This window comes from Streptomyces sp. APSN-46.1 (assembly GCF_022815725.1).
Lineage (GTDB): Bacteria > Actinomycetota > Actinomycetes > Streptomycetales > Streptomycetaceae > Streptomyces.
In genome coordinates this window covers 67,505-92,516 of sequence record NZ_JALGRF010000011.1, presented here as the reverse complement: position 1 = coordinate 92,516, position 25,012 = coordinate 67,505, and the positions used below count along the sequence as shown (strand labels likewise).

The window sequence follows — 25,012 nt, the reverse complement described above, 5'->3', positions numbered from 1 at the left end:
GTTTTTATGCCGGTCTACATGCCGGTCTACATGCCGGCCGGCTCCTCCTGGTGAGCGGGTCCCGCACCGGTCGCCTACCGTCGAATCATGAGCGGCATCGTCGTGGTGTACGAGCTGGACAAGCCGGTGGCCGCGGACTTGCCACTCGGGGAGAGGCCGTCCGTCCGCCGGGTGCACGCCGCGCCCGCGGCCCCGGGGAGCACCACCGCGCGCGGCCCGAGGACCATGTGCGGCAAGGACACCTTCGCCATGCGAACGGCCGAGTGGAACCCGTCCGGGCAGCCGGAGTCCTCTTGGTACGACCCGGCGTACGCGGACCTGGTGTGCCCCGAGTGCGCTGCCGCGATGGACGACCGCTGATCTTCAGCCGCCCGTACGCCTGCCCGTACGCCGTGCCGTACGCCGGCCCGGGTCGGCCGCCAGCTCCGCGATGCGGTCGGGGCCGATGCGGCAGCAGCCGCCGATCAGGCGGGCGCCCGCGCGCCGCCAGGCCGCCGTGGGCCAGGGATCGGGGTGCTCGGGGGCGTGCCAGGTCTGGGTGGCGGCCTCCCAGACCGAACCGTCGTTGGGGTAGGCCAGCAGGGGTTTGCCGGTGACGCCCGCCGCCGCTTCGAGGGCCGGGAGGACATCCGCGGGGTCGCAGCAGTTGACGCCGACCGCGATGATCTCCGGGGCCCCGGCCACCGCGGCGAAGGCCTCGGCGAGCGGCTGGCCGGCCCGGGTGCGGCCCCCCTCCACCGTGTAGCTCAGCCAGGCCGCGGCGCCCGTCCCGGCGAGGACGCCCAGCAGGGCCTCGGCCTCCTCCGCGTCCGGGATGGTCTCCAGGGCCAGTACGTCAGGCCCCGCGGCCAGCAGTGCCTCGATGCGGGGGCGGTGGAAGCCGGCCAGCCGGCGCGGGCTGAGTCCGTACCGGCCTCGGTACTCGGAGCCGTCCGCGAGCACCGCCCCGTACGGCCCGACCGAGGCGGCCACCCACACCTCGTGGTCCGCCGCCCGGGCGGCGTCGGCCGCCAGCCGCACACTGCGGGCCAGCAGCGAGGTGGTCTCGGCGGGCCCGTAGCCGTGGGCGGCGAAGGCCTCGTACCCGACCTGGTAGCTCGCGGTGATCAGTACCTCCGCGCCGGCCCGGGCGTACGCCGCGTGCGCGGCCGCCACCTGCTCCGGCCGCTCGGCGAGCACCCGGCCCGACCAGAGGCCGCCGGACAGGTCGCAGCCCTGGTCGGCGAGCTGGTTGCTCAGCCCGCCGTCCAGGAGCACGGCCTTGCGGGCCAGGGCCTCGGCGAGCGGGCCGGACGCACGCGGCACGGGTGTTCCTCCTCCGTCAGCCGAGCTGGGACAGCACCTGGGAGGAGATCAGCTCCAGGTGGTCCAGATCATCGAGGTCGAGCACCTGGAGGTAGATCCGCGAGGAGCCGATCTCGCCGTAGGCGCCGATCTTCTCCACGACCTCGGCCGGGGAGCCCGCCAGGCCGTTCGCCTTGAGCTCGTCCACCTCGCGGCCGATGGCGGCGGCCCGGCGGGCCACCTCGGCGTCACTCCTGCCGACGCACACCACGAGGGCGTTGGAGTAGACGAGTTCCTCCGCCTTGCGCCCCGCCTCCGCGACGGCCCCGCGGACGCGGGCGAACTGGCGGCGGCTGTCGGCGATCGACGCGAACGGCATGTTGAACTCGTCCGCGTACCGGGCGGCGAGGCGCGGGGTGCGCTTCGCGCCGTGGCCGCCGACGAGCACGGGCACCTTGGCCTGGGCCGGCTTGGGCAGGGCCGGCGAGTTCTCCACCTGGTAGTGGATGCCCGCGTAGTCGAAGGTGGCGCCGGGCTCCGTGGCCCACAGACCGGTGATGATGGCGAGCTGCTCCTCCAGCCGGGCCATCCGCTCCGCCGGGAAGGGAATCCCGTACGCCTTGTGCTCCTCCTCGAACCAGCCCGCGCCCAGGCCGAGTTCGACGCGGCCACCGGACATCTGGTCGACCTGCGCCACCTGGATGGCGAGCACCCCGGGCAGCCGGAAGGTGCCGGCCGTCATCAGCGTGCCCAGCCGGATGCGCTTGGTCTCGCGGGCCAGGCCCGCGAGGGTGATCCACGCGTCGGTGGGGCCGGGCAGACCGTCCGCGGATCCCATCCGCAGGTAGTGGTCGGACCGGAAGAACGCGTCGAAGCCGAGATCCTCGGTGGCCTTGGCGACCGTCAGGAGGGTGTCGTAGCTGGCGCCCTGCTGGGGCTCGGTGAAAATACGGAGATCCATACCTCCATCCTGCCCCCCTCGGCCACCTCTCCCCCAGCTACCGCCGGGCAGCCCTCCTCCGGGGAGCCTCCTCCGGGGGGGGACCCCACGAAGCCGGCCCCATCCCGCCCCTGCCGGGTGAATCTCCGTCATCCGGATGGCCCACCGCCGCCCCCGCCAGTGACCGGCGAGGATGGAGATCGTTGGCTCGGACGGAGCCGGACCGCCCGGCCCGCGCGCCGGCGGCCTATCGCCGGTGCGTCCACCGCCCCCTTCCGCCTTGGAAGGGCCAGGGCCGAGGAGGCCGCCATGTCCCACGAGTCCGTGCCGGAGACCCCCCGACAGACCGGACAGACCGGACAGGCAGCACACGACCAAGCACGCCAGGAGTCCGCGGGACCCGTCCAGGGCAGCGGCGCGCCGAAGGGCCTGCTGCAGCAGATGGAAGAGCTGATGGCGGCGCTGAACGCCGACCTCTCCCAGCTCGACGCCGACCTCCAGCACTCCGCGGACCGCACGCCCACCGGCACCACCCTGGCTCCGGGCAGCCACGGCACCGCCGGCCGCGGCGCCGAGGGCGAGCACCACTCCGACCGGTCGTTCTGACCGTGCGGGTCCCGTCGCGCGCGGCGGGACCCCATCCGAGCCCGCGGCCCCGCCTTCTCAGGCCACGCCCGAGGCGGACCCCCGCTCGCGGACCACCATCCGGCGCAGGAGCGCCCGTACCCGATCGCTCGACTCGTCAGCCGCGTCGATCGACTCTATGCACTGCCAGTACAGGCTCTCGTCATCGGTCCCGCAGGCCACCCCGACCAGGGCTATGCCCACCTCGCCCAGCAGCGCCTGAAGTCCGAGCAGCGCCTGCCGGACATCCCCCACCTCGGTCAGCTGCGCCGCCCGCGGCGGACGGTCGGGCGCGCTGCCCTCGCCGCGCAGGGCCGCTCTGTCGAGCACCCCGCAGCCTCTTCCCCCGGCTTCACCCAGCCCCCGTGCCTCCGATCTCAGCTCCGGCGGCCCGGTGACCGCCAGCCAGCTCCCTATCCCCTGCGCGAGTGCCTGGGCCTGCCAGGCCTCGCCCACGATGCCCCACGCAGCCCCACTCTGTGCCAGCGCGTGCCGGCCCGCTGCGATGAGCCGTACCGCATCCATATGCCGTCCCCCGTCCGCACGACATCCTGCCGTTCTCCCACTACCCAGAGTGAAGGCAACGAGCCAGTAAAGCCAGGGGTATTCGGAAATCTCTGGACAGAGACATGATTGTGGACGACGCCATCACTCCGAAGAGTGACAATTCGGTGTCGGAGTACCCGGTACCGGGAAGCGGAGCTCGTTCCTCTCGATCTTCGCCGCGAGCGCATCCAGCGCATCCACCCCGAGAACCTCACAGAACTGCAGGAGATACGCGAGCACGTCGGCCACCTCATCGGCCACGCGGTGCGCGCTTTCCGGCTCTTCCATGACCTTCGCCGACTGTTCCGGCGTCAGCCACTGGAAGATCTCGACCAGTTCCGACGCCTCCACGCTCAGCGCCACCGCCAGGTTCTTGGGCGTGTGGTACGGCCCCCAGCCCCGCGCCGCCGCGAACTCGGCGAGCCGGCGCTGCAGTTGCCCCAGCCGCTCCTCCGACCCGCCCCCGGTGCCGCCCCCCGTGCCACCGGTGTCACCGGCGCCCCCTGCGCCACCCGCGTTCTCGCCGCCCACATCTCGTACGTCACTCATGACGACAGGTCTACCATCGAGACACCGGGGAGCAGCCGCGCGGCTCCCGCGCACTCCTCCCCCACCGAGGCCACCAGCCGGACATGGCCCCGCCCGCACGCCAGCAGGGCCACCCGCAGCAGTTCGGCGCTCTGCCGCCGGTCCATATCGCGGTCGAGGCCGTCGGCGAGCACGGTCAGCGCCTGCCGCGCGGACGGGAGTTCGGCGGCCGGGTCCACGGCCAGCACCCCCGGCCCGGTCAGCAGGACGAGCGCCAGCGCGAGGAAGCGGAGCTCGCCCGCGCCGAGCCGGCCGAGTTCGGTGCCGGGCCGGCCGGGGCCGCGGTCCAGCAGCGCGGTGACCGGGCCGCCCGCCGCGGGAGCCCGTACGTCCAGACCGGCGACCACGCCCGCGCAGCCGGCCCGGGCCGCCTCCGCCAGCAGCGCGTGTCGGGTGCCGCACTCGTGGCGGGTCCGGCGCAGTACGTCGGCCAGGTTGGCGCAGTCGCCCAGCAGCCGCCCCTCCCCCGGCGGGACGGGCGCGCGCATCCGCTCCGGGCGGGGATCGCAGGGGAACACCGAGCGCAGGGCCACCACCACCTGCTCGGCGGCGGCGAGCACCCGCCGCTGCCCGGCCGTGGCGCCGGCCACGCGGAGCGGGAGCAGGGCGGTGCCGAGCCGGTCGTCGGGCAGCGGGGCCCTGGTGACGCCGACGGAACCCCCGGTGAGCCAGGCGGCCTGTACGGAGCGCCGCCCGGGGTCGCGCAGCGCGGTGCTGAGCAGGATCTCGCCGTCCACCGAGAGCCGCTCCCCGACGACGCGCAGCGCGGGCTCGGCCTGCACGGCCAGGTCGAGCCGGACCGGGCCGACGGGTCCGCCGACCGTGCAGCCGACGCGGAATCCGCGGCGCCGCTCGGCGTCGGGGACGGCCCCGTCGGGGACCAGGGCTCGCGGATCCGGGAACACCTCCTCCAGGGTGGCCCCGGAACCCAGCCCGGCCAGTGCCTCGTAGGCGGCCAGGGTCTGGGACTTGCCGCTGCCGCTGGGCCCGGCGAAGAGGGTGACGGGCCCGAGCGGGAAGACGGCGCGCCGGTGCGAGGCGAAGGCGGAGAGCCGCAGCTCGGTGACGGCGGGCCGCTGTGTCGCGTGCGCGGGCAGGACGGGGGCGGCGGCGGCCACCGCCGGGCCGGCCGGCCCGGCAGCGGCGGGTCCCGGCGCAACACCGGCACCGGCACCGACGCCGGACCTGGCACCGGACCTGGCACCGGCGGCAGTACCCGGCAGCCGGCCGGCCGGGGCGGCGTCACCACGCGGCGCGGGAACGAGGGCGTCCGGAGTCGGCGGGCCGGGCGGGCGCGCGTCAACAAGCGCGGCGTCAACAGGCGTGGCGGGGGCGGGGACTGCGGGGGCGTCGGTTAACGCGGTGGCGGCGGGGGCGTCCATGCGCCGGACGCTACGGGCCGCCGGGCCCCCCATGGGCCCGGCGAACCGTTCCGTCGGCGCCACCTTCCTACGATCGGGGGACGGCGGCGGCCGCGATCCCCTCGACCTCGGTCCCGACGGGCGCCAGCAGGAAGACGTTCCGGTCCACCCGGTGCATCCCGCTGCCCAGCCCGAAGACCACGCCGCTGCTGAAGTCCAGGATCCGCTTGGCCACTTCACTGTCCGCGCCGGTGAGGTCGAGCAGCACCGGGATCTGCGCGATCAGGTACTCGGCCACCTCCCGCGCGTCGGCGAAGATCTGGACCCGTATCACGACGAAGCGCCGCTGCTCCGCCGCGGACGCCCCCGGCGCCGTGGGGATCGTGCGGTGGTCCACCCGGGAGGGCCATTCGTTGCGACTGCGCAGCGGCACCACCTGCGCGAGCCCCTCCCACTGTTCGTCGGTGACGTCGTACCTGCTCACCGGGCCGCCTCGGCCGCGCGCTTCTTGTGCATCCCCCCATCCTCTCGCGTTTCACCCGTTCAGCCCAACAACGACACGAGGGACGCGGGCTACTCCCGACGGAGCAGATAGGTTAGGTTAGGCAACCCTAAGTGAACCGAGCCGTAATTGAACCCAGTGACCCACTCGGGACGATGGAGAGATCCGCATGCGCAAGTCCGGTGCCCCTGACACCCCGGCCGCCCGCCCCGCGCCCGCCGCCCTGCCCACCGATGCCGAGCGGGTCCGGTCGGTCCTGGCCGCCGCCCACTCCATGACCGTCGTCACCGACGGCCTGCGCACCGAGGTCCGCCACCTCGACGGCACCGACCCCATGGGCCACGTCCACCTGCACCCCGCCGAACCCGGCGGGGCCGCCGAGCACCGGCCCGCGATCCGGCTGGAGTTCACCGACATCGCCCCGACCCCGGTGCGCGACCGGGTGCGCGCCCGCGTCACGGTGCTGGGCCGGCTGCTCACCCCGTACGGTTCCGGCTCCACCTGCGTGGAGTTCGTCCAGGCCGTCCTGGAGACCGCCGACGGCCGCTCCTCCGTCGGCCTCGAAGAGCTGGAAGCCGCGGCCCCCGATCCCCTCGCCCCCTACGAGGCCGGGATGCTCACGCACCTCCTCGACGACCACGCCGAACTCGTCACCCTGCTGCTGCGCCTGGTCCCGCCGCCCGCGCGCGACACCGCCGGCGCGGTCGTACGGGCCCTGCCCGTCGCCATGGACCGGTACGGAATCACCCTGCGCCTTGAGCAGGCGCGCGGACACCGCGACGTACGGCTGCCGTTCCCGTCCCCGCTGGATCACGTGGAGCAGTCGGGCGCCCAGATCCAGGCGCTGTTCAGCGCGGCCCGCCGGCGCTCGCACCACAACACCCTGCCCGCCTGAGGAATAGCCGCGTACGGATCCCCGTTGGTGGCGATCATGAAGGCAATCACATACAGCGCGTACGGAACTTCCGACAGTCTCACGCTCGTTGACGTCCCGCAGCCCAAGGTGGGCCCGGGCGAAGTGCTCGTCCGCGTCAAGGCCGCCGGCGTCAACCCGGTGGACTGGAAGCTCGCCGCCGGTTACCTCGATCCCATCCTGGAGGTCCGCTACCCGGTCATACCCGGCTGGGACGTGGCCGGAGTCGTCGAGGCCGTCGGCCCCGACACCTTCGACCACGCCGTCGGCGACGAGGTGTACGGCTACGTCCGCAAGGAGTGGGTGGAGCTCGGCACGTACGCCGAACTGGTCTCCGCCCCCGTCCGGACGCTGGCCCGCAAGCCGCGCGAGCTGACCTTCGAGCAGGCCGCCGGAATCCCGCTGGCGGGCCTCACCGCCTACCAGTCGCTCACCCGCGTGGGCCTCAAGGCCGGCGAGACCGTCCTCATCCACTCCGCGGCCGGCGGCACCGGTTCCTTCGGCGTGCAGATCGCGGTGGCCCTCGGCCTGCGCGTCATCGGCACGGCCGGCGCCCACAACCACGACTACCTGCGCTCGCTCGGCGCCGAGCCCGTGCTCTACGGCGAGGGCCTGGCGGACCGGGTGCGCGAGCTGGCGCCCGAAGGCGTGGACGCGGGCCTCGACTTCTACGGGGACGACGTCATCGAGACGCTCCAGTCGCTGGTCAAGGAGCGCGGACGCGTGGTCTCCATCGCCGACTACGAGGCCGCCGCCAAGGGGGCGCACCAGCTGTGGGTGCGCCCGGACACGGCCGACCTGACCTTCCTGGCCGAACTGGCGGACGCGGGGAAGCTGACGGTCAACGTGGAGCACGCGCTGCCGCTCGCCGATGCCGCGAAGGCCTGGGAGCTGAGCGCCGCCGGCCGTACCCGGGGCAAGATCGTCCTGACGGTCTGACCTGACCGTCTGACCTGACCGTCCGACCTGTCGGCCCGTGCGCCGGAGCGACGACACACGCGCTCCGGCGGCACGGCCCGCTCAGGAGACGACCGGCGGCCGCGCCGGTGTGTGGCGGTTGGCCGGGCGGGCCAGGCCGTAGTGCTCGCGGAGGGTGCGGCCGGTGTACTCGGTACGGAAGAGGCGCCGCTGCTGGAGGATCGGCACGACGTGGTCGACGAACGCGGTGAGACCGGTGGGCAGGACGGGCGCCATGATGTTGAAGCCGTCGGCGGCGCCCCGGGTGAACCACTCCTCCAGCTGGTCGGCGATCTGCTCGGGGGTCCCGGCCACGACGCGGTGGCCGCGCCCGGCTCCGAGGCGGGCGATCAGCTCGCGCAGGGTCAGGCCCTCGCGGCGGGCGAGTTCCGCGACGAGCGTGAAACGGCTCTTGTTGCCGTTGATGTCCCGCTCCTCGGGAAGCTCGGGCAGCGGGCCGTCGAGGGGGTGGCCGGTGAGGTCCACACCGAGCATGCCGGAGAGCTGCGCGAGGCCGTACTCGGGGACCTGGAGGTCGGTGAGCTGCCGCTCCAGCGCCTTGGCCTCGGCTTCGGTGGACCCGATGACGGGCGCGATGCCGGGCAGGACGAGCAGGTCGCCGTCGGCGCGGCCGTACTTCGCGAGGCGGGACTTGAGGTCCTTGTAGAAGGTCTGCCCGTCGGCGAGGGTCTGCTGGGCGGTGAAGACGGCCTCGGCGTACTGGGCGGCGAACTCCTTGCCGTCCTCGGAGGAGCCGGCCTGCACGAGGAGCGGGTGCCCTTGGGGGGAGCGCGGCACGTTGAGCGGACCGGCGACGCCGAAGTACTCGCCGCGGTGGGCGGCCGGGTGGAGCTTGTCGGTGTCGGCGTAGATACCGCGCTCCTTGTCGAGGACGATCGCGTCGTCCTCCCAGCTGTCCCAGAGCTTGGTGGCGACGTCGAGGAACTCGCGGGCCCGGTCGTAGCGGAGGCGGTGCTCCAGGTGTTCGTCCTGGCCGAAGTTGCGGGCCTCGTCGACGGTGCCGGAGGTGACGATGTTCCAGCCGGCGCGGCCGTTGCTGATGTGGTCGAGGGAGGCGAACTTCCGGGCGGTGTGGAAGGGCTCGTTGAAGGTGGTGGAGACGGTGGCGATGAGCCCGATGTGCTCGGTGACGGCGGCGATGGCGGAGAGCAGGGTGAGCGGCTCGAACCCGCCGAGGGCGTTGTAGCGGGCTTTGCCCCAGAGGGCGAGGCCGTCGGCGAAGAAGATGGAATCGAGCCGTCCGCGCTCGGCGGTCCGGGCGAGCTCCTGGAAGTACCGGAGGTCGGTGACGCGCTCGGGGCTGCTGTCGGGGTGCCGCCAGGCGGCGTCGTGGTGGCCTGCGTTCATGAGGAAGGCGTTGAGGTGGAGGGTCCGCGGTGCGGTCATGTCTGTTCCTCGGGGTATTCGGGGTAGTTCAGCTCGGGGTATTCGGGTAGTTCAGGTGGGGATGCGCCAGAGGCTGAGGCGGCGTTCGATCGTGACCAGGAGCTGGTTGAAGGCCACGCCGATCGCGGAGATCGTGACGATGCCCGCGTACATCTGGGGGATCGCGAAGTTGAACTGCGACGCGTTGATCAGGTACCCGAGGCCGGCCTTGGCGCCGATCATCTCGGCGGCCACGAGCACCAGGATCGAGACCGCCCCCGCCAGCCGGATCCCGGTGAAGACGGCCGGTACGGACGCCGGCAGGATCACCTTCTGGAACAGCCTCGGCGTGGACAGGTCCATCGACCGGGCCAGTTTCACCAGCGTCGGGTCCGCGTTCCCCACGGCGCTGATGGTGTTCAGCAGGATCGGCCACACGCAGGCGTAGACGACGATCGACACCTTCGAGGTCTCCCCGATGCCGAGCAGCAGCACGAATACCGGCAGCAGCGCGAGGGCGGCCGTGTTGCGGAACACCTCCAGCAGCGGGCCGAGCAGCACCGCCACGGGCCGGTACCAGCCGATGAGCAGGCCCAGCGGCACGGCCACGGCGACCGCGATGCCGAAGCCCCCGAGGGAGCGGACCAGGCTGGCCCGGGCGTGTTCCCCGAGCCGGCCGTCCGCGAGGAGTTCCCACCAGGCCTTGGCGACCTCGCTGACCGGCGGCAGGAAGGTGGCGTCCACCAGGGCGAGCCGCGGGGCGGTCTCCCACAGGGCGAGCAGCGCCAGGACGGCCGCCGAGCGGAGCCCGGCCGCGCGCAGCACCCGCCCCACTCCCCCGGCCGGGTGCGACCGCGGGCGCGCTGGAGTCCGTACGGCGGGCCCGGCGGACGCGGCGGACGCGGTGTCCGTCACCGGCGGGGCCAGGCCCGTCAGGGCGGCGATCGTCGTGTCGGTTCCGGTGCTCATACGGTGGCCTCCTCCTTCTCCAGTCGCTGGGCGCGGGCCACCTCGTCGTGGAGCAGGGTCCAGATCTCGTGGCGCTGTCGGGCGAACTCCGGGCTGGAGCGCAGATCCTCGCCCGTGGCCCCGGCGCCGCGGATGCCGAGGGACACCGGGACGACCTCCTTCACGCGGCCGGGCCGTGAGGTCATCACGGCCACCCGCTGGCCCAGGTACACCGCCTCCTCGATCCCGTGCGTGATGAAGACGACCGTCTTGCCCGTGCGCTGCCAGATGCGCCGTAGTTCGTCCTGGAGCGATTCGCGGGTCTGCGCGTCGAGCGCCGCGAACGGCTCGTCCATCAGCAGCACGTCCGGGTCGTAGGCCAGCGAGCGCGCGATCGCCACCCGCTGGCGCATGCCGCCGGAGAGTTCGTGCGGATGCCGGTCCTCGAATCCGGTCAGGCCGACCAGGTCCAGGAACTCCCGTGCGCGCGCCGTCCGTTCACGACGCGGGACGCCGGTGGCCTCCAGACCGAACTCGATGTTGCCCAGCGCGGTGCGCCACGGCAGCAGCGCGTACTGCTGGAAGACGATGCCCCGGTCCAGCCCCGGCCCGGTGACTGGCTCGCCGTCGAGCAGGATCCGGCCGGAGGTCGGGCGGGTCAGGCCCCCGAGGAGGTCCAGGAGGGTGGATTTGCCGGAGCCGCTGGGGCCGACGACGACCACGAACTCGCCCGCCTCGATCTCCAGATCGATGCCGTCGAGGGCGGTGAACTCACCCTTGCTCCTTCTGCTCTTCTTGCCCTTCGTCGGGAAGGTCTTGGTCACCGCTTCGAACACGATCTTCGCCATGGCGCCGCTCAGCCCTTCCCGTATCCGTTGAACTCGTTGGTGTAGAGGTCGGCCGCCTTCAGCTGCCCCTTCTTGACCTCGCCGCGCTCGGCGAGCCAGTCGATCCAGAGCGGGAACTCCCCGTCCTCGACGCGGCCGCCGGTTTCGGCGATGCCGTACGAGCGCCAGTACCGCAGGGTCGAGGTGTCCTCGTTGCGTCCGCGCTTCTTGACGATCTCGGTCATCCGGGCGATGACCTCCTCGCGCGGGGTGGTGCGGGACCACTCGATGGCCCGGGCGACGCCGGTGGTGAAGGTCCGGACGGTGTCGGGGTTCTCCTTGATGAAGCGCCGGGTCATCACGTACGTGCCGGCGCTGAACTCGCCGAGCAGGTCGTAGTCGCTGAACAGCGGGCGGATCCCGCCGGCCGCGAGGGCCTTGTCGCGCAGGACGCCGGTCAGCACGCCCACCTCGATCTGCTTCTGCCGCAGCACCTGTTCGGTGTTCACGGGCGGGACGACGAGGGGCTCGACCTTGGCCGCGTCGGCCTTGGAGAGGCCGTTGCGACTCAGGTAGATGTCGAGCAGGGCCTGGTAGTGGGCGCCCAGGGTGTTCATGCCGACCTTCTTGCCGATCAGGTCGCGGGCGGAGCGGATCGGGCTGTCCTCCAGGACGTAGTAGCCGCCGTACGCGTACTGGTCGACTCCGTAGGAGGAGATGACGGCCTTGATCGGGGCCTTGCCGGCGGCGAGTTTGATGACCGCCCCGTTGAAGGCGCTGCCGAAGTGGGTCTGCCCGGTGGCCGCGGACTGGATGTCCTGAGGGCCGCTGATGGTGTTGCCCACCCATTCCAGGGTGAGGTCACCGAGGTGGCCGAGGTCGGCGGCGAGTTCCGGGAGGGTGACGCTGCCCACCGCGCCCTGGTACTTGAGGGTCGTGACCTGGTTGGCGCCGCCGGAGCCGCCGGAGCCGCCGGAGCCGCCGGTGGCGGTGGCCGTGCCGCAGCTCACCGCGGCCGCCGAGATGCCGAGCAGGGCGAGGAACTGGCGTCGGGAGGTGGTGGTCGAGCTGAGGGCTGCGGGCATGACGGGTCCTTGTCGGTACGGGTCAGAGGGCGGTGGTGAGGGAGGCCGCTTCGGCGGCGCGCAGGGCTTCGGCGAACTCGTCGACGGCCTGGAACAGGTCCAGCTCCGCCTCGGGCCGCAGCCGGTCGGGGCCTTCGCCGCGCTCGACGGAGGAGTCGAGGACGAACCGGCCGGCGGTGACGTGCCGCGCGCCGAGCGCGGCCAGGACGGGGCGCAGGGCGTAGTCGAGGCTCAGGACATGGGCGAGGCTGCCGCCGGTGGCGAGCGGCAGAACGGTCTTGCCGGCCAGGCCGTCCTGCGGGAGCAGGTCGAGGAAGGCCTTGAGCAGACCGGTGTACGAGGCCTTGTAGACCGGGGTCGCGACGATCACCCCGTCGGCCTCGGCGACGGCTTCGAGGGCCCGGCGGATCTCCGGCTCGCCGCGGCGGGCGGAGAGGAGGTCGGCGGCGGGCAGTTCCCGTACGGCGAGGTGCGCGGTCTCGAACCCGGAGCCGGAGTGGGAGAGGCGGCGCAGCACGTGGTCGGCCACGACGGCGGTACGGGAGTGGGCGGAGGGGCTGCCGGTGAGGGCGAGCAGTCGGGGCACGGGGGCTCTCCTTGCGGGGCGGGCGGTCAGGCGGACGCGGTGGAGGCGGTGGACGCGGTGGACGCGCCGGAGGGAATGCCGAAGGCCGGGTCCGGGACGGCCTCGGGGCTGAGCAGCCGGGACGGAACGCCGTCGGGACCGACGGGGACGTCGCCGTCCACCGTCACGCGCCGCAGGGTGCGCTCGTGGTCGTCGGAGTCGTCGACCCCGTAGTGCTGGGTGGCACGGTTGTCCCAGATCGCGACGTCCCCGGCCCGCCATGGCCGGCGGACGGTGTTCTCGGGGCTCTCGATGTGCGACTGGAACAGGTCGAACAGGGCGCGGGAGTCGTGGCCGGTGAGGCCCTTGATCCGCTGGACGAAGTTGCCGAGGAGCAGGGAGCGTTCGCCGGTCTCGGGGTGGACGCGGACGACGGGGTGCTCGGTGAGGAACTTCGTGGACGTGAACACCTCGCGGTACTGGGCGAGGGCCTCGGGGAGGGCGTCGGGCTTGAGCGCGGCGTAGTCGTACTCGTTGGAGTGGACGGCGCGCAGGCTGTCGGCGAGGGCGCGGAGCGGCTCGGGGAGGTGGGCGTAGGCGGCGGCGGTGTTCGACCAGAGGGTGTCGCCGCCGTACGGGGGGACGGTGACGGCGCGGAGGATGGAGAAGGCGGGGTACGCGGGAACGAACGTGACGTCGGTGTGCCACTGGTTGGCGCGGGCGCCGTAGTGGGAGTCGATGCCGAGGGCGTAGCGGCCGTCCGCGGACGGAACCGTGGGGTGCGCGACCGGCGCGCCGAGCAGCCCGGCGAAGGCTTCGTGACCGGCCTCGTCGAGGTGGTCCTGGCCGCGGAAGAAGACGACCTTGTGGGCGAGGAGGGCGTCGCGGATCTCGGCGACGGTGCCGGCGGGCAGCTCGCCGCCCAGGCGGACACCGCCGATCTCGGCACCGATGCGGCCGCCGATCTTCGTGACGGTGAGGGTGGGGATGGCGGTGGCCATGGGGACTCCCTGGGGTTTGTTTCCGCAGCGGAAGAAATGGGGGTACGCGTACGCCGAGCAGGGCGCGGTGGGGTACGGGCACGGACCGAACGGGTCCTGGGGACCGAACGCGACGTCGGGGCCTCGGGCGACGGGGCCTCGGGTGCGTGGGGGCGACGGGGCGTCAGGCGACGGGCGCGGCCCTCGGACGGCGCGGGGCGTCAGACGGCGGGGGAGCGCTCGACGGCGCGGGGGCGGCCCGTGACTCAGACGGCGCGGCGGGGGGCCGGACAGCGGCCCTGACACTCGCCCGGCGCGGTACAGGGGCCGGGGGTGTGGAGCCGCGGGGCGAGAAGTTCGGTCGCGGACATGACTCGGAGCCTGTCAGCGCCTCCGCTGGGGGTCAACCCTCGCCGGGCCCCGCCGGTTACGCTGCCTTGGGGTCCACCGCACGGCCTGCGACCTGGGCTTTCTCGCGGTCCCGCAGCGCGGGCGACGGCCGAAAACCGTGGCCGGATTTCACGGCCCCGCAACGCGACCGCCACGCCGCCGCCCCTCGTAAACCCGCACCCCGGGCGCCTCAATCGCCGGCCGAGGCTGAGGATGGCCAGCCGGGGCTGGAGTGTGCCGGGCGCCAGCCCGCGGACCCTCGCGCCTCAAACGCCGGCGCGGCTGAATATTGCCGGGGACGGGGACGGGGTGGGGTGTTGTCCGGGACGTAAAACGTGATTTGTGGCGCTCAGTGCCGCCGCACGGCGAAAGCTCCCGCCAGGGCGCCAAAAATCATGCAGTCCCGGACAACACCCCACCCCGTCCCCGGCACCGGCCCCCACCCCGCCAACCACGCCCGCGCCTTCGCCCGCCGCGCGCACGCGCCCCACTCACGAGCCCCGCCGTACTCCCCCGCGCGCGCACGCGACCCCCGCGCACACGCGGCCCGCGCCGCCGCGACCCACGCCGCCGCGACCCACGCGCACCGCGACCCGCGCCGCCGCGACCGTATCCGCTCTTTCGTGACCCCTCCCGTCTCACATGAGAGGGGGAGATCACATCCAGTGGTTATGGTCCATCCCAGAGCACCCCCCTAGCATTCGAGCCATGACGGTCCTGCCTGACGACGGGCTTTCCCTGGCCGCCGAGTTCCCTGACGCGACGCATGAGCAGTGGCAGCGCCTGGTTGAAGGCGTACTACGCAAGTCGGGCAAGGAAGTATCCGGCGAGGCAGCTGAAGAAGCGTTGTCCACCAAGCTCGAGGACGGGCTCACCACCCGCCCGCTCTACACCGCGCGCGAGAACGCCGCCGACACCGGTTTCCCCGGCTTCGCCCCCTTCGTACGGGGCGGCACGCCGGAGGGGGCCTCCGTCGCCGGCTGGGACGTGCGCCAGCGGTTCACGGGCACGGATCCGGCGCGGCTGAACGAGGCGGCCCTCGCCGACCTCGAAAACGGCACCACCTCGCTGTGGCTCACCGTCGGCCGGGGCGGCATCCCCGTCGACGGCCTCGCCCGCGCCCTGGAGGGCGTCTACCTCGACCTCGCGCCGGTGTCCCTCGACGCCGGGGCCGACTACGCCGACGCCGCCCGCGCGCTGCTGGCCCTGTACGAGGAGCGCGAGGTGTCCCCCGAGGCCGCCCGCGCCCGCCTCGGCGCCGACCCGCTGGGCCACGAGGCCCGTACGGGAGAGGCCCTGGACCTCGCCGCAGCCGCCGCCCTCGCCCGGGAGACGGCCGCCGCCTGGCCCCACGTACGCACCCTGACCGTGGACGCCCTGCCCTACCACGAGGCGGGCGGCTCGGCCGCCGAGGAGCTGGGCCTGTCCCTGGCCACCGGAGTCGCCTACCTCCGCGCCCTCACCACCGGCAACGGCCTCACCGCCGGCACCGGCCTCACCATGGAAACGGCCCTCGGCCAGCTGGAGTTCCGCTACGCAGCGACCGCCGACCAGTTCCTCACCATCGCCAAGCTGCGCGCCGCCCGCCGCCTGTGGGCCCGCGTCGCCGATGCCTGCGGAGCGCCGGAGGCGGGCGCCCAGCGCCAGCACGCCGTCACCTCGCCGGTGATGATGACCCGGCGCGACCCGTGGGTGAACATGCTCCGCACCACCGTGGCCTGCGTGGCGGCGGGCGTGGGCGGCGCCGACTCCGTCACCGTGCTCCCCTTCGACCAGGAGCTCGGCCTGCCGGACGCCTTCGCGCGCCGCATCGCCCGCAACACCTCCACGATCCTGCTGGAGGAGTCGCACCTCGCCCGGGTGATCGACCCGGCGGGCGGCTCGTACTACGTGGAGCAGCTGACCGACGAACTGGCCCACGCCGCCTGGGAGTTCTTCCAGACGATCGAGAAGGCGGGCGGCCAGGCCGCCGCCCTGCGCTCGGGCCTGGTCGCGGAGCGGCTGGCCGCCACCTGGGCCGAGCGCTCCAAGAAGCTGGCCAAGCGCCGCGAACCCATCACCGGCGTCAGCGAGTTCCCGCTGCTCTCGGAGAAGCCCGTCGTCCGGGAGCCCGCTCCCCCCGCGCCCACCGGCGGACTGCCCCGCGTCCGGCGTGACGAGGCGTACGAGGCGCTGCGCGCCCGCAGCGACGCGCACCGGGCCGCGACCGGCGCCCGGCCGAGGATCTTCCTGGCCGCACTGGGACCGGCGTCCGCGCACACCGCGCGGGCCACCTTCGCCTCGAACCTGTTCCAGGCGGGCGGCATCGAGCCCGTGCACGACCCGGTCTCCGTGGACCCGGCGACGGCCGCCGAGGCGTACGCCGCGAGCGGCGCGGACGGCATGGCCGTGCTGTGCTCCAGTGACGCCCTGTACGAGGAGCAGGCCGAGGCCGTGGCGGCCGCCCTGCGCTCGGCCGGCGCCACGACCGTGTTCCTCGCCGGCCGCCCCGGCACCGCCGCGCCCGCCGTGGACGAGTACGTCTTCGCCGGCTGCGACGCGGTCGCCGTGCTGTCCTCCGTACTCGACCGGATGGGAGTCGCTCTGTGAGCATCCCCGATTTCTCCGAGCTCGCGCTCGGCGGCCACGGCGCCGCCGGGTCCGAGGAGCAGTGGCGCGCGGCGGTGAAGGAGTCCACCGGGACCGCCGGCGGCGACCTGCTGTGGGAGACCCCGGAGGGCATCGGCGTCAAACCGCTGTACACCGGGCGTGACGTGGAGGGCCTGGACTTCCTCCAGACCTACCCGGGCGTGGCCCCGTACCTGCGAGGCCCGTACCCGACGATGTACGTCAACCAGCCCTGGACGATCCGGCAGTACGCCGGTTTCTCCACGGCCGAGGAGTCGAACGCCTTCTACCGGCGCAACCTCGCGTCCGGCCAGAAGGGCCTGTCGGTGGCCTTCGACCTGCCGACGCACCGCGGCTACGACAGCGATCACCCGCGCGTGACGGGCGACGTCGGCATGGCGGGCGTGGCGATCGACTCGATCTACGACATGCGGCAGCTGTTCGACGGGATCCCGCTGGACAAGATGTCGGTGTCGATGACGATGAACGGCGCGGTGCTGCCCGTCCTCGCCCTCTACATCGTGGCGGCGGAGGAGCAGGGCGTCTCCCCCGACAAGCTCGCCGGGACCATCCAGAACGACATCCTCAAAGAGTTCATGGTCCGCAACACCTACATCTACCCGCCCAAGCCCTCGATGCGGATCATCTCCGACATCTTCGCGTTCACCTCGCAGAAGATGCCCCGGTACAACTCGATCTCCATCTCCGGCTATCACATCCAGGAAGCCGGCGCGACGGCCGACCTGGAGCTCGCGTACACCCTCGCCGACGGCGTGGAGTACCTGCGCGCCGGGCAGGAAGTCGGCCTGAACGTCGATGCGTTCGCGCCGCGCCTGTCGTTCTTCTGGGCGATCGGCATGAACTTCTTCATGGAGGTCGCGAAGCTGCGCGCCGCCCGCCTGCTGTGGGCGCGCCTGGTCAAGCAGTTCGACCCGCAGAACGCCAAGTCCCTCTCCCTGCGCACTCATTCGCAGACCTCGGGCTGGTCCCTGACCGCGCAGGACGTCTTCAACAACGTCACCCGCACCTGCGTCGAGGCGATGGCGGCCACCCAGGGCCACACCCAGTCGCTGCACACCAACGCCCTCGACGAGGCCCTCGCGCTGCCGACGGACTTCTCCGCGCGCATCGCCCGCAACACCCAGCTGCTGCTCCAGCAGGAGTCGGGGACCTGCCGCTCCATCGACCCCTGGGGCGGCAGCGCGTACGTCGAGAAGCTGACGTACGACCTGGCGCGGCGGGCCTGGCAGCACATCCAGGAGGTCGAGGCGGCCGGCGGCATGGCGCAGGCCATCGACGCGGGCATCCCGAAGCTGCGGGTGGAGGAGGCCGCGGCCCGTACGCAGGCGCGCATCGACTCGGGCCGCCAGCCGGTGATCGGCGTCAACAAGTACCGGGTGGCCACCGACGAGCAGATCGACGTGCTCAAGGTGGACAACTCCTCGGTGCGCAGCCAGCAGATCGCCAAGCTGCGGCGGCTGCGCGAGGAGCGCGACGAGGCGGTCACGCAGGACACCCTGCGGGCGCTGACGAACGCGGCCGACCGCGGCGACGGCAACCTGCTCGCACTGGCCGTGGACGCGGCGCGGGCGAAGGCGACGGTGGGTGAGATCTCGGACGCGCTGGAGAAGGTGTACGGGCGGCACGCGAGCCAGATCCGTACGATCTCGGGTGTGTACCGCACCGAGTCGGGCGAGTCCCCGTCCGTGGAGCGCACCCGTGCGCTGGTGGACCGGTTCGAGGAGGCGGAGGGTCGCCGTCCGCGCATCCTGGTCGCCAAGATGGGCCAGGACGGTCACGACCGCGGCCAGAAGGTGATCGCGACGGGCTTCGCCGACCTGGGCTTCGACGTGGACGTCGGCCCGCTGTTCCAGACCCCCGCGGAGGTGGCCCGCCAGGCCGTCGAGGCGGACGTCCACGTGGTGGGCGTCTCGTCGCTGGCGGCCGGCCACCTGACCCTCGTGCCGGCGCTGCGCGAGCAGCTGGCGGAGGAAGGGCGCGAGGACATCATGATCGTGGTGGGCGGCGTGATCCCGCCGCAGGACGTGCCGACGCTGCTGGAGATGGGCTCGGCGGCGGTCTTCCTGCCGGGCACGGTCATCCCGGACGCGGCCCACGACCTGGTGACGCGGCTGGCCGCGGATCTCGGTCACGAGCTGTAGGCGGCGCGGGACGATGCCGAAGATCGACATCGAGGCGTACGCGAAGGGGGTGCTCGACGGGAAGCGCGCGTTCATCGCGCGCGCGATCACGCTCGTCGAGTCCACGCTGCCCGCGCACCGGGCGCTGGCCCAGCAACTCCTGACCGAGCTGCTGCCGCACTCGGGCCGGGCCCGCCGGATCGGCATCAGCGGTGTGCCGGGAGTCGGCAAGTCCACTTTCATCGACGCGTTCGGCACGATGCTGACGGGTCTGGGCCACCGGGTGGCGGTGCTGGCGGTGGACCCCTCGTCCACGCGCACGGGCGGTTCCATCCTGGGCGACAAGACGAGGATGGAACGCCTCGCGGTGGACCCGGCGGCGTTCGTCCGCCCTTCCCCCTCCGCCGGAACACTGGGCGGGGTCGCGAAGGCGACGCGCGAGTCGATGATCGTGATGGAGGCGGCGGGCTACGGCGTCGTCCTCGTCGAGACGGTCGGTGTCGGGCAGTCGGAGACGACGGTGGCCGGAATGGTCGACTCCTTCCTGCTCCTCTCCCTGGCCCGTACGGGCGACCAGTTGCAGGGCATCAAGAAGGGCGTCCTGGAACTGGCGGACGTCCTCGCGGTGAACAAGGCGGACGGCCCGCACGAGCGCGACGCGAAGGCGGCTGCTCGCGAACTGTCGGGCGCGCTGCGCTTGATGCACCCGGCCGACGCGGCGTGGACCCCGCCGGTCCTGACGTGCAGCGCGCGGGAGTCTTCGGGGCTGGACGAGGTCTGGAACCGGCTGGAGCAGCACCGCCGGCTGCTGGACGCGAACGGCCGCCTTTCCGCGAAGCGGGCCGAGCAGCAGGTGGAGTGGACCTGGTCGATGGTCCGGGACGAGCTGTTGGAGCGGTTGCGGTCGAATGCGGGCGTCCGGGAGCTGGCGCCTGGGCTGGAAGCCCGGGTCCGCGAGGGTTCCCTCACGCCCACCCTGGCGGCGGACCACATCCTGACGGCCTTCGGCCAGGCCTGACCACCGAGCGCGGCGCCGCTGCCGGGGGCCAGCCCCCGGACCCCCGCGCCTCAAACGCCGGCGAGGCTGAAAGATCCAGCCTCGCCGACGTTTGAGGCGCGGGTCCGGGCAGAGCCCGGGAAACGGCGAAAGGGCGGGGCGGGGAGAGAAGCTCCGCGCAGCGGCGAACCGCCGCGTCAGGCGTTGATCAGGGCCGGACCGGGGGCCGAGAGCGCTTCGCGCAGCACGCGTGCCTGTTCGGCCGGGTCCGCGGAGGACAGCAGCGCCGCCAGGACGGCGATACGGGCCTGACCGGCACGCAGCGTCCCCGTCGGGACGGCCCCGGCGGCGACGAGGTCCACCGCCCCGCCGTGCGTGTAGATCTCGGTGACCGGCCCGGCCGCGACCCGCGTGGTCAGCGCCACCAGCACGCCCCGCGCCACCGCGGCCCGTACGGCGTCCACGATCTCCGGGGTCGCGTTGCCCGCCCCCGTCCCGATGAGGACGATCCCGCGCGCGCCCGCCTCGACGGCGGCGTTCAGCAGTACCGGGTCGCCGTCGGCGTGGTGCATCACCATGTCCACCCGCGGCGGCAACTCCGGCATCGCGGGCAGCGCCAGCGGCTCCGGCCGCTGCGGGGTGCGCAGCATCGCGACCCTGCCGAAGCCGATCTTCCCGAGCAGTTCCTTCGAGGGGTCGGCGAACGCGTCCAGCGCCACGGCCTGGGTCTTCACGGTCCCCCGCGCCGCGTGCACCCGTCCGGCGAAGGTGATCAGCACGCCGAGGCCCCGCGTCGTCGCCGCGGTCAGCAGCGCGTCGTAGAGGTTCTCCGGGCCGTCCCCGTCGGCCGTGCCCATGGGGAGCTGGGAGCCGGTGAACACCACGGTGCGCGCGTCGTGGTGGTGCAGGTCGACGAGGAACGCCGACTCCTCCAGCGTGTCCGTGCCGTGGGTGACGACGATGCCGTCCACGCCCGGGTCGGCCAGTACCTCGTGCACGGTGCGCAGCAGGGTGAGCTGGTGGGCCGTGGTCAGCCGGGGGCTGTTCACGCTGAACAGGTCCACCACCTCGACGGTGACGCCCTCGGGCAGCGGCGCGGTGGCCATGACCTCGCTGCCGTCGGCGTCGGCCGCGAAGCCGGAACCCTGCCAGCGGCTGGCTATCGTCCCACCGGTGCTGATGACGACGATCCGTCCCATGGCCGCCCTTCCCTGAAAACCTCGTCGGGCGCCGACGAGCGGGCGCACACGTGTCCGAAGCAGCAATATTAGAGAAATCCACGCGCAACGCGATTGCCAGTTCTGGCCGCGCCGCAACACTGGGCGGGGGATAATTGCTCGATGGACGCCATTGACCGTGAAATCTTGCGCGAGCTCCAGCGGGACGGCCGCCTCAGCAACCAGGAGCTCGCCCAGCGCGTGGGCCTCACCCCCTCCCCCTGCATGCGCCGCGTGCGCCAGCTGGAACAGGACGGGGTGATCCAGGGCTACCGCGCGGTGATCGACCCCGAGGCGGTGGGGCGCGGCTTCGAGGTGCTGGTCTCCGTGGAGGTACGGCGCGACCGCGAGGCCGTCGAGGCGTTCGAGGCCGCCCTCCAGGACATCCCCGACGTCATCGAGGCCTACCGCCTGTTCGGCAGTCCCGGCTGCCTCCTGCGGATCGCCGTCGCGGACCTGCGCGCGTACGAACGCCTCTGGATCGAGCAGCTCACGGCCCTGGCGGGGATCACCGAGGTGAACTCCCAGATCATCATGAAGCGCGTCAAGGAGCCCACGGGCCTCCCGGTCGATCGCTGAGCCGCCGCCGTCCCGGAGCGCGGGGCCGCCCGTACCGGATGGTGTCCCACAGGACGCCTCCGGCCAGATCAACCCGGTAGCGGTCCCCGGCGGGCCGCTGGACGGGCTTCGGCGGGCCGGGCTTGGCGTGCAATGGCGCATGCTGCGCGCTCTGGTGACACCGGGGCCGGACGACCTGTTCATCGCAGCAGACACACACCAGCGCATCTACGGCAACAAGGTGTCGGTACCCAGGCACCCGAGCTCGGGAGTTCCTGCGAGTCTCCTGGCACGGAGGAGCCAGCACTTTTCTCTCCTGCTGAACCGCCCCTCCGAAGGAGCGGCAGGCCCCGGTGGGCTCGTGTCACCAGGCGTACTCCTCCGGGGCCGGGCGGTAGCCCGGGAAGATTTCGTCCAGGCGGGTCAGCACCTTCGGCTCCAAGGTCAGCTCCAGCGCACGGACGGAGGTGTGCAGTTGGTCGAGGGTGCGGGGGCCGACGACCGGGGCGGTGACCGCCGGCTGGGCGAGCAGCCAGGCGAGGGCGATGTCGCCGGGCTCGTGACCGATCTCCGCGGCCAGGTCCTCGTAGGCCTGGATCGCGTCGCGCTTGGCCACGAGCGCCGCGGCGGCTCGGGCGACGGTCCGCCGGACGCCCTCGCGTTCCTTGCGCAGCACACCGCCGAGCAGCCCGCTGTGCAGGGGTGACCAGGGCATCAGGCCGAGGCCGTAGTTCTGCACGGCCGGGATGACCTCGAGTTCGAGCTTGCGCTCCAGGAGGTTGTAGAGCGACTGCTCACTGGCCAGGCCGAGGAAGTTCCGCGCCTTGGCGGTCTCCTGGGCCTGGGCCAGGTGCCAGCCGGCGAAGTTGCTGGAGCCGACGTAAATGATCTTCCCCTGGGCGACCAGAACCTCCATGGCCTGCCAGATCTCGTCCCACGGAGTGTCCCGGTCCACGTGGTGCATCTGGTACAGGTCTATGTAGTCGGTCTGCAGCCGCTTCAGGCTGGCGTCCACGGCGCGGCGGATGTGGAGGGCCGAGAGTTTCCCCTCGTTGGGCCCGTCACCCATGTCCATGTAGAGCTTGGTGGCGATCACCGTCTTCTCTCGACGGCCGCCGCCCCGCGCCAGCCAGTTGCCGATGATGGTCTCGGTCAGTCCCCGTTGCGCCGGCCAGCCGTAGATGTCGGCGGTGTCGAAGAGGTTGATCCCCAACTCCGAAGCGGTGTCCATGATGCGGTGGGCGTCGGCCTCCTCGGTGTGCACGCCGAAGTTCATGGTTCCGAGGCAGAGACGCGAAACAGTCAGGCCGGTGCGGCCCAGGCGGGTGAACTCCATGGCCGCCACCTTGTGACATCCGCTCCGTCATGTCCATGGCTGGCCTGCGCGTCAGGCGAAGTCTGCGGCGTGATCGGCGGCCCACTCGTCGACGGAGCGGGGCCGCTTGCCGGTGAGCTCCTCCACGGTCGTCAGCACGGGGAGCGCGCAGGACGGGTCCGCCGCCGTCTCGGACCACTCCCGCAGCAGGTCACCGACGATGCCCGGCCGCAGGAACTTCCCCGTGGACTCGCGCCACTGATCGGCGGTCAGTTCCTCGAAGCGGATCTCGCGCCCGATCGCGCCGCTGATCGCCGCGACCTGTTCCGTCTGCGAGACGGCCGCCGGCCCGGTCAGGGTGTAGCGCGCACCGTGATGGCCGTCCTCCGTCAGGGCCAAGGCTGCGACGGCCGCGATGTCGGCCTCGTGGATCAGCGGGCACGTCGCTGCCGGGTAGGGCGCCCGGACCACGCTCTCGGCGCGGACCGAGGACGCCCACCACAGCATGTTCGTCTGGAACGGTGCGGGCCGCAGGATCGTCCACTGCGCCACGCCGCTGCTCTCCAGTGCGGCCTCAGCGGCCCGGTAGCGGGGGTAGACCCACGACCCGATGTCACGCTCCGTGTGGCCTGCTGCCCAGGCTCCGGTGAAGAGGACGATCCGCTGGACGCCGGCCCGCTTCGCCGATGCGACGAAGTCCGGGATGGCCTCCAGGACGGGGAAGAGGAAGGCGCTCTCGACCCCGTCCAGGGCTGCGGTCAGGCTCTCCGGCACGGTCAGGTCCCCTTCGACCACCGTGACCTCGGGCGGGAGGCCGGCCCTATCCGGTCGCCTGCTCAGTGCGCGTACGTCCTTTCCCGCCGCGAGCAGGTTGTCCACCACATGCCGGCCGATTTTTCCGGTCGCACCGGATAAAAGAATTGTCATGCTCAGATCATAGAGGCCACATGTGCTCGAATTCGGGCTCGTTCGATCGCGAGCGCGTCAGATGGCCCGTTGCCCCTGTGACGACCGGCGTGATTCCGCTGCGGCCGTTCTGGCCACACCCTTCAAGTCGCCGACCGACCTGGCCCGTTCGTCCATCTGCTGCGCGGCGTTGCGCCAGCCCTCGGCAAGCTCACGGGAAACAGCAGCGACGGTGGGCACCCAATGGGTCGGGATGTTCTCGACCAGCTGTCTCCACTGCTCCGTGGTGAGCGAATTGAAATCGAGCAGCCGCAGCAGGAGACGCCCCTGGTCGGTGAACCTGACCGCCGGATCCCGCTTCAGGTTCACCAGGGCCTCTCCCACCGAGGGGGAGCCGACGGCCCTGTCGCGGATCGGAATGGCGGCCTGCTGCTCATCGGGCTGCTCCTGCGGCTTCGGCGCAAGCGGATTCTCGCTCCGCCGGACCGCGGCCCGGACGTCGCGGGCGGTCGCCAGGGACACACCCGCGCCGGTGGCGATCTCCCGTAAGGTCGCGCCGGGGTGCTCGACGACGTAGTCGCGGGCGAGCCGGCGGGCCTCCGTGACGTCCACCACCCGGGAGCGCCCGTCGCGCCCCACGCGCGCGTTCAACTGAGGAATGGTCTCACCTGAACGCTTGCGGATCGCACCCACGGTCTTGGGTGAGAGGCCTGCGGCGGCGGCGATCATCCGGTCCGACCACTGGGGGTGCGAGTGGATGATGCGTGTTGCCGCGGCATTTCGCTCGGCCCGGGTCAGAAGCAATCCGTGACGGGCATTTTGTTTGACGGCGAGGAGGAATGCCTCCTTCTCGCTACCGTCGAAGAACTGGACCTCGATCTCGTCCTGATCCCTGAGCGCAGCCGCTCTCCATCTATGCGTTCCGTCGACGATACGCATCGTGGAACGGTGTACGATGACCGGAGGCAGCGAGACATTCGACTGAGCGAGAGTCTCTATGTGGTCAGCGCTCTCACCTTCCAGTCGCGGCGAGTCACCGGCTTGAATTGATCGAATCGGAACGCGAACAACCGCAAGTCTGCCGACTTGAGCGTCCCATAGCTCAGCAGATACGCACTGCTCCTCGAAGTCGAGGGCTCCCCCGGTTTCACCCATTCCTAACAACCTCTCTTCGTGAGATAGGCGATAGATCGCCATGTGAAGTCAGGCGCGTTGAACGATCGAGGCCGATTTCGGCCGAGGCAATTGACGGTCTGCATCGCACACGCAGTGGTGTCCGGCTGGGTCGATACCTAGCCGGAAGGTTCCTCTGGTGGTGCGAGCCTGTGCGGCGCCCTGCCGCGCCCTCCTGTTCCGACTGCTGTCGTCGAGTCGT

At 72.2% G+C, this 25,012-nt stretch carries 24 protein-coding genes; 8 read left to right on the top strand and 16 right to left on the bottom strand.

All coding sequences use genetic code 11. The annotated features are described in order from the left end of the window. Positions 1 to 87 precede the first annotated feature (87 nt). Positions 88 to 360, top strand: a complete 273-nt coding sequence (locus MTF65_RS24550; protein ID WP_243631100.1) for a hypothetical protein — start codon at positions 88 to 90, stop codon at positions 358 to 360. Positions 361 to 363: 3 nt separating this feature from the next. On the opposite strand, the gene mmuM is transcribed toward MTF65_RS24550, so the two are convergent. Both mmuM and MTF65_RS24540 read right to left on the bottom strand, forming a co-directional pair. Further along, a complete protein-coding gene (gene mmuM, locus MTF65_RS24545; protein WP_243631099.1) occupies positions 364 to 1,305 on the bottom strand; it encodes a homocysteine S-methyltransferase in 942 nt (313 codons plus the stop codon). 16 nt (positions 1,306 to 1,321) lie between these two features. Next, positions 1,322 to 2,245 (bottom strand): LLM class F420-dependent oxidoreductase, encoded by a 924-nt coding sequence (locus tag MTF65_RS24540; protein ID WP_243631098.1) that lies wholly within the window; start codon positions 2,243 to 2,245, stop codon positions 1,322 to 1,324. A 288-nt stretch (positions 2,246 to 2,533) separates the two neighbouring features. Here MTF65_RS24540 and MTF65_RS24535 point away from each other — a divergent pair, with 288 nt between their 5' ends. Next, positions 2,534 to 2,830, top strand: a complete 297-nt coding sequence (locus MTF65_RS24535; protein WP_243631204.1) for a hypothetical protein — start codon at positions 2,534 to 2,536, stop codon at positions 2,828 to 2,830. Between the two features lie 57 nt (positions 2,831 to 2,887). Here MTF65_RS24535 and MTF65_RS24530 read toward each other — a convergent pair whose 3' ends face one another. The 4 genes from MTF65_RS24530 to MTF65_RS24515 all read right to left on the bottom strand — a co-directional run bounded on the left by MTF65_RS24530 (position 2,888) and on the right by MTF65_RS24515 (position 5,827). Beyond that, complete coding sequence (locus tag MTF65_RS24530) at positions 2,888 to 3,373, bottom strand: DUF6099 family protein (RefSeq protein ID WP_243631097.1); 486 nt, start codon at positions 3,371 to 3,373, stop codon at positions 2,888 to 2,890. A gap of 123 nt (positions 3,374 to 3,496) precedes the next feature. Further along, a complete protein-coding gene (locus MTF65_RS24525) occupies positions 3,497 to 3,838 on the bottom strand; it encodes a nucleotide pyrophosphohydrolase (protein ID WP_243631197.1) in 342 nt (113 codons plus the stop codon). Positions 3,839 to 3,939: 101 nt separating this feature from the next. Next, entirely contained in the window at positions 3,940 to 5,364 is a 1,425-nt protein-coding gene (locus tag MTF65_RS24520; protein ID WP_243631096.1) for an ATP-binding protein, read from the bottom strand. 67 nt (positions 5,365 to 5,431) lie between these two features. Further along, on the bottom strand, positions 5,432 to 5,827 hold the full coding sequence (locus MTF65_RS24515; RefSeq protein ID WP_030012729.1) for a cell division protein SepF: 396 nt from the start codon (positions 5,825 to 5,827) through the stop codon (positions 5,432 to 5,434). A gap of 187 nt (positions 5,828 to 6,014) precedes the next feature. Between MTF65_RS24515 and MTF65_RS24510 the strand changes: the two genes are divergently transcribed. After that, entirely contained in the window at positions 6,015 to 6,740 is a 726-nt protein-coding gene (locus MTF65_RS24510; protein ID WP_243631095.1) for a DUF2470 domain-containing protein, read from the top strand. A gap of 36 nt (positions 6,741 to 6,776) precedes the next feature. Next, complete coding sequence (locus MTF65_RS24505; protein ID WP_243631094.1) at positions 6,777 to 7,697, top strand: NADP-dependent oxidoreductase; 921 nt, start codon at positions 6,777 to 6,779, stop codon at positions 7,695 to 7,697. Between the two features lie 81 nt (positions 7,698 to 7,778). Here MTF65_RS24505 and MTF65_RS24500 read toward each other — a convergent pair whose 3' ends face one another. From MTF65_RS24500 to MTF65_RS24475, 6 genes are read right to left on the bottom strand one after another with little or no spacing between them, the layout of a single operon-like run. Next, positions 7,779 to 9,122: an LLM class flavin-dependent oxidoreductase gene (locus MTF65_RS24500; RefSeq protein WP_243631093.1), complete on the bottom strand. Its 1,344-nt coding sequence runs from the start codon at positions 9,120 to 9,122 to the stop codon at positions 7,779 to 7,781. 51 nt (positions 9,123 to 9,173) lie between these two features. Next, complete coding sequence (locus MTF65_RS24495) at positions 9,174 to 10,070, bottom strand: ABC transporter permease (RefSeq protein WP_243631092.1); 897 nt, start codon at positions 10,068 to 10,070, stop codon at positions 9,174 to 9,176. Beyond that, on the bottom strand, positions 10,067 to 10,897 hold the full coding sequence (locus tag MTF65_RS24490; protein ID WP_243631091.1) for an ABC transporter ATP-binding protein: 831 nt from the start codon (positions 10,895 to 10,897) through the stop codon (positions 10,067 to 10,069). The genes MTF65_RS24495 and MTF65_RS24490 overlap by 4 nt, the downstream gene beginning before the upstream one ends. A gap of 8 nt (positions 10,898 to 10,905) precedes the next feature. Continuing rightward, complete coding sequence (locus tag MTF65_RS24485; protein WP_243631090.1) at positions 10,906 to 11,961, bottom strand: ABC transporter substrate-binding protein; 1,056 nt, start codon at positions 11,959 to 11,961, stop codon at positions 10,906 to 10,908. A 22-nt stretch (positions 11,962 to 11,983) separates the two neighbouring features. Further along, positions 11,984 to 12,547: an NADPH-dependent FMN reductase gene (gene ssuE, locus MTF65_RS24480; RefSeq protein WP_243631089.1), complete on the bottom strand. Its 564-nt coding sequence runs from the start codon at positions 12,545 to 12,547 to the stop codon at positions 11,984 to 11,986. A 26-nt stretch (positions 12,548 to 12,573) separates the two neighbouring features. Further along, positions 12,574 to 13,527, bottom strand: a complete 954-nt coding sequence (locus MTF65_RS24475; RefSeq protein ID WP_243631088.1) for a TauD/TfdA family dioxygenase — start codon at positions 13,525 to 13,527, stop codon at positions 12,574 to 12,576. Positions 13,528 to 14,604: 1,077 nt separating this feature from the next. On the opposite strand from MTF65_RS24475, the gene MTF65_RS24470 reads away from it, so the two are divergent. Genes MTF65_RS24470 through meaB form a run of 3 tightly spaced genes read left to right on the top strand, consistent with a single transcriptional unit; the run spans position 14,605 to position 19,662 of the window. Beyond that, positions 14,605 to 16,485, top strand: coding sequence for a methylmalonyl-CoA mutase family protein (locus tag MTF65_RS24470; protein WP_243631087.1), 1,881 nt, complete (start codon positions 14,605 to 14,607; stop codon positions 16,483 to 16,485). Further along, on the top strand, positions 16,482 to 18,665 hold the full coding sequence (gene scpA / locus MTF65_RS24465; protein WP_243631086.1) for a methylmalonyl-CoA mutase: 2,184 nt from the start codon (positions 16,482 to 16,484) through the stop codon (positions 18,663 to 18,665). The genes MTF65_RS24470 and scpA overlap by 4 nt, the downstream gene beginning before the upstream one ends. Before the next feature lie 13 nt (positions 18,666 to 18,678). Next, entirely contained in the window at positions 18,679 to 19,662 is a 984-nt protein-coding gene (gene meaB / locus MTF65_RS24460; RefSeq protein WP_243631085.1) for a methylmalonyl Co-A mutase-associated GTPase MeaB, read from the top strand. A 176-nt stretch (positions 19,663 to 19,838) separates the two neighbouring features. Here meaB and MTF65_RS24455 read toward each other — a convergent pair whose 3' ends face one another. Further along, positions 19,839 to 20,840: an asparaginase gene (locus MTF65_RS24455; protein ID WP_243631084.1), complete on the bottom strand. Its 1,002-nt coding sequence runs from the start codon at positions 20,838 to 20,840 to the stop codon at positions 19,839 to 19,841. A gap of 141 nt (positions 20,841 to 20,981) precedes the next feature. Here MTF65_RS24455 and MTF65_RS24450 point away from each other — a divergent pair, with 141 nt between their 5' ends. After that, the gene (locus MTF65_RS24450) at positions 20,982 to 21,437 is read left to right on the top strand and encodes an Lrp/AsnC family transcriptional regulator (protein WP_243631083.1); all 456 of its coding nucleotides are present in this window, start codon (positions 20,982 to 20,984) and stop codon (positions 21,435 to 21,437) included. Between the two features lie 343 nt (positions 21,438 to 21,780). On the opposite strand, the gene MTF65_RS24445 is transcribed toward MTF65_RS24450, so the two are convergent. From MTF65_RS24445 to MTF65_RS24435, 3 genes are read right to left on the bottom strand one after another with little or no spacing between them, the layout of a single operon-like run. Beyond that, a complete protein-coding gene (locus MTF65_RS24445; protein ID WP_243631082.1) occupies positions 21,781 to 22,752 on the bottom strand; it encodes an aldo/keto reductase in 972 nt (323 codons plus the stop codon). Between the two features lie 51 nt (positions 22,753 to 22,803). Beyond that, positions 22,804 to 23,658, bottom strand: coding sequence for an NAD(P)H-binding protein (locus MTF65_RS24440; RefSeq protein WP_243631081.1), 855 nt, complete (start codon positions 23,656 to 23,658; stop codon positions 22,804 to 22,806). 57 nt (positions 23,659 to 23,715) lie between these two features. After that, positions 23,716 to 24,792 carry a ParB N-terminal domain-containing protein gene (locus tag MTF65_RS24435; RefSeq protein WP_243631196.1) on the bottom strand — a complete coding sequence of 359 codons (1,077 nt, stop codon included), beginning with the start codon at positions 24,790 to 24,792 and terminating at the stop codon, positions 23,716 to 23,718. Positions 24,793 to 25,012: the final 220 nt, after the last annotated feature.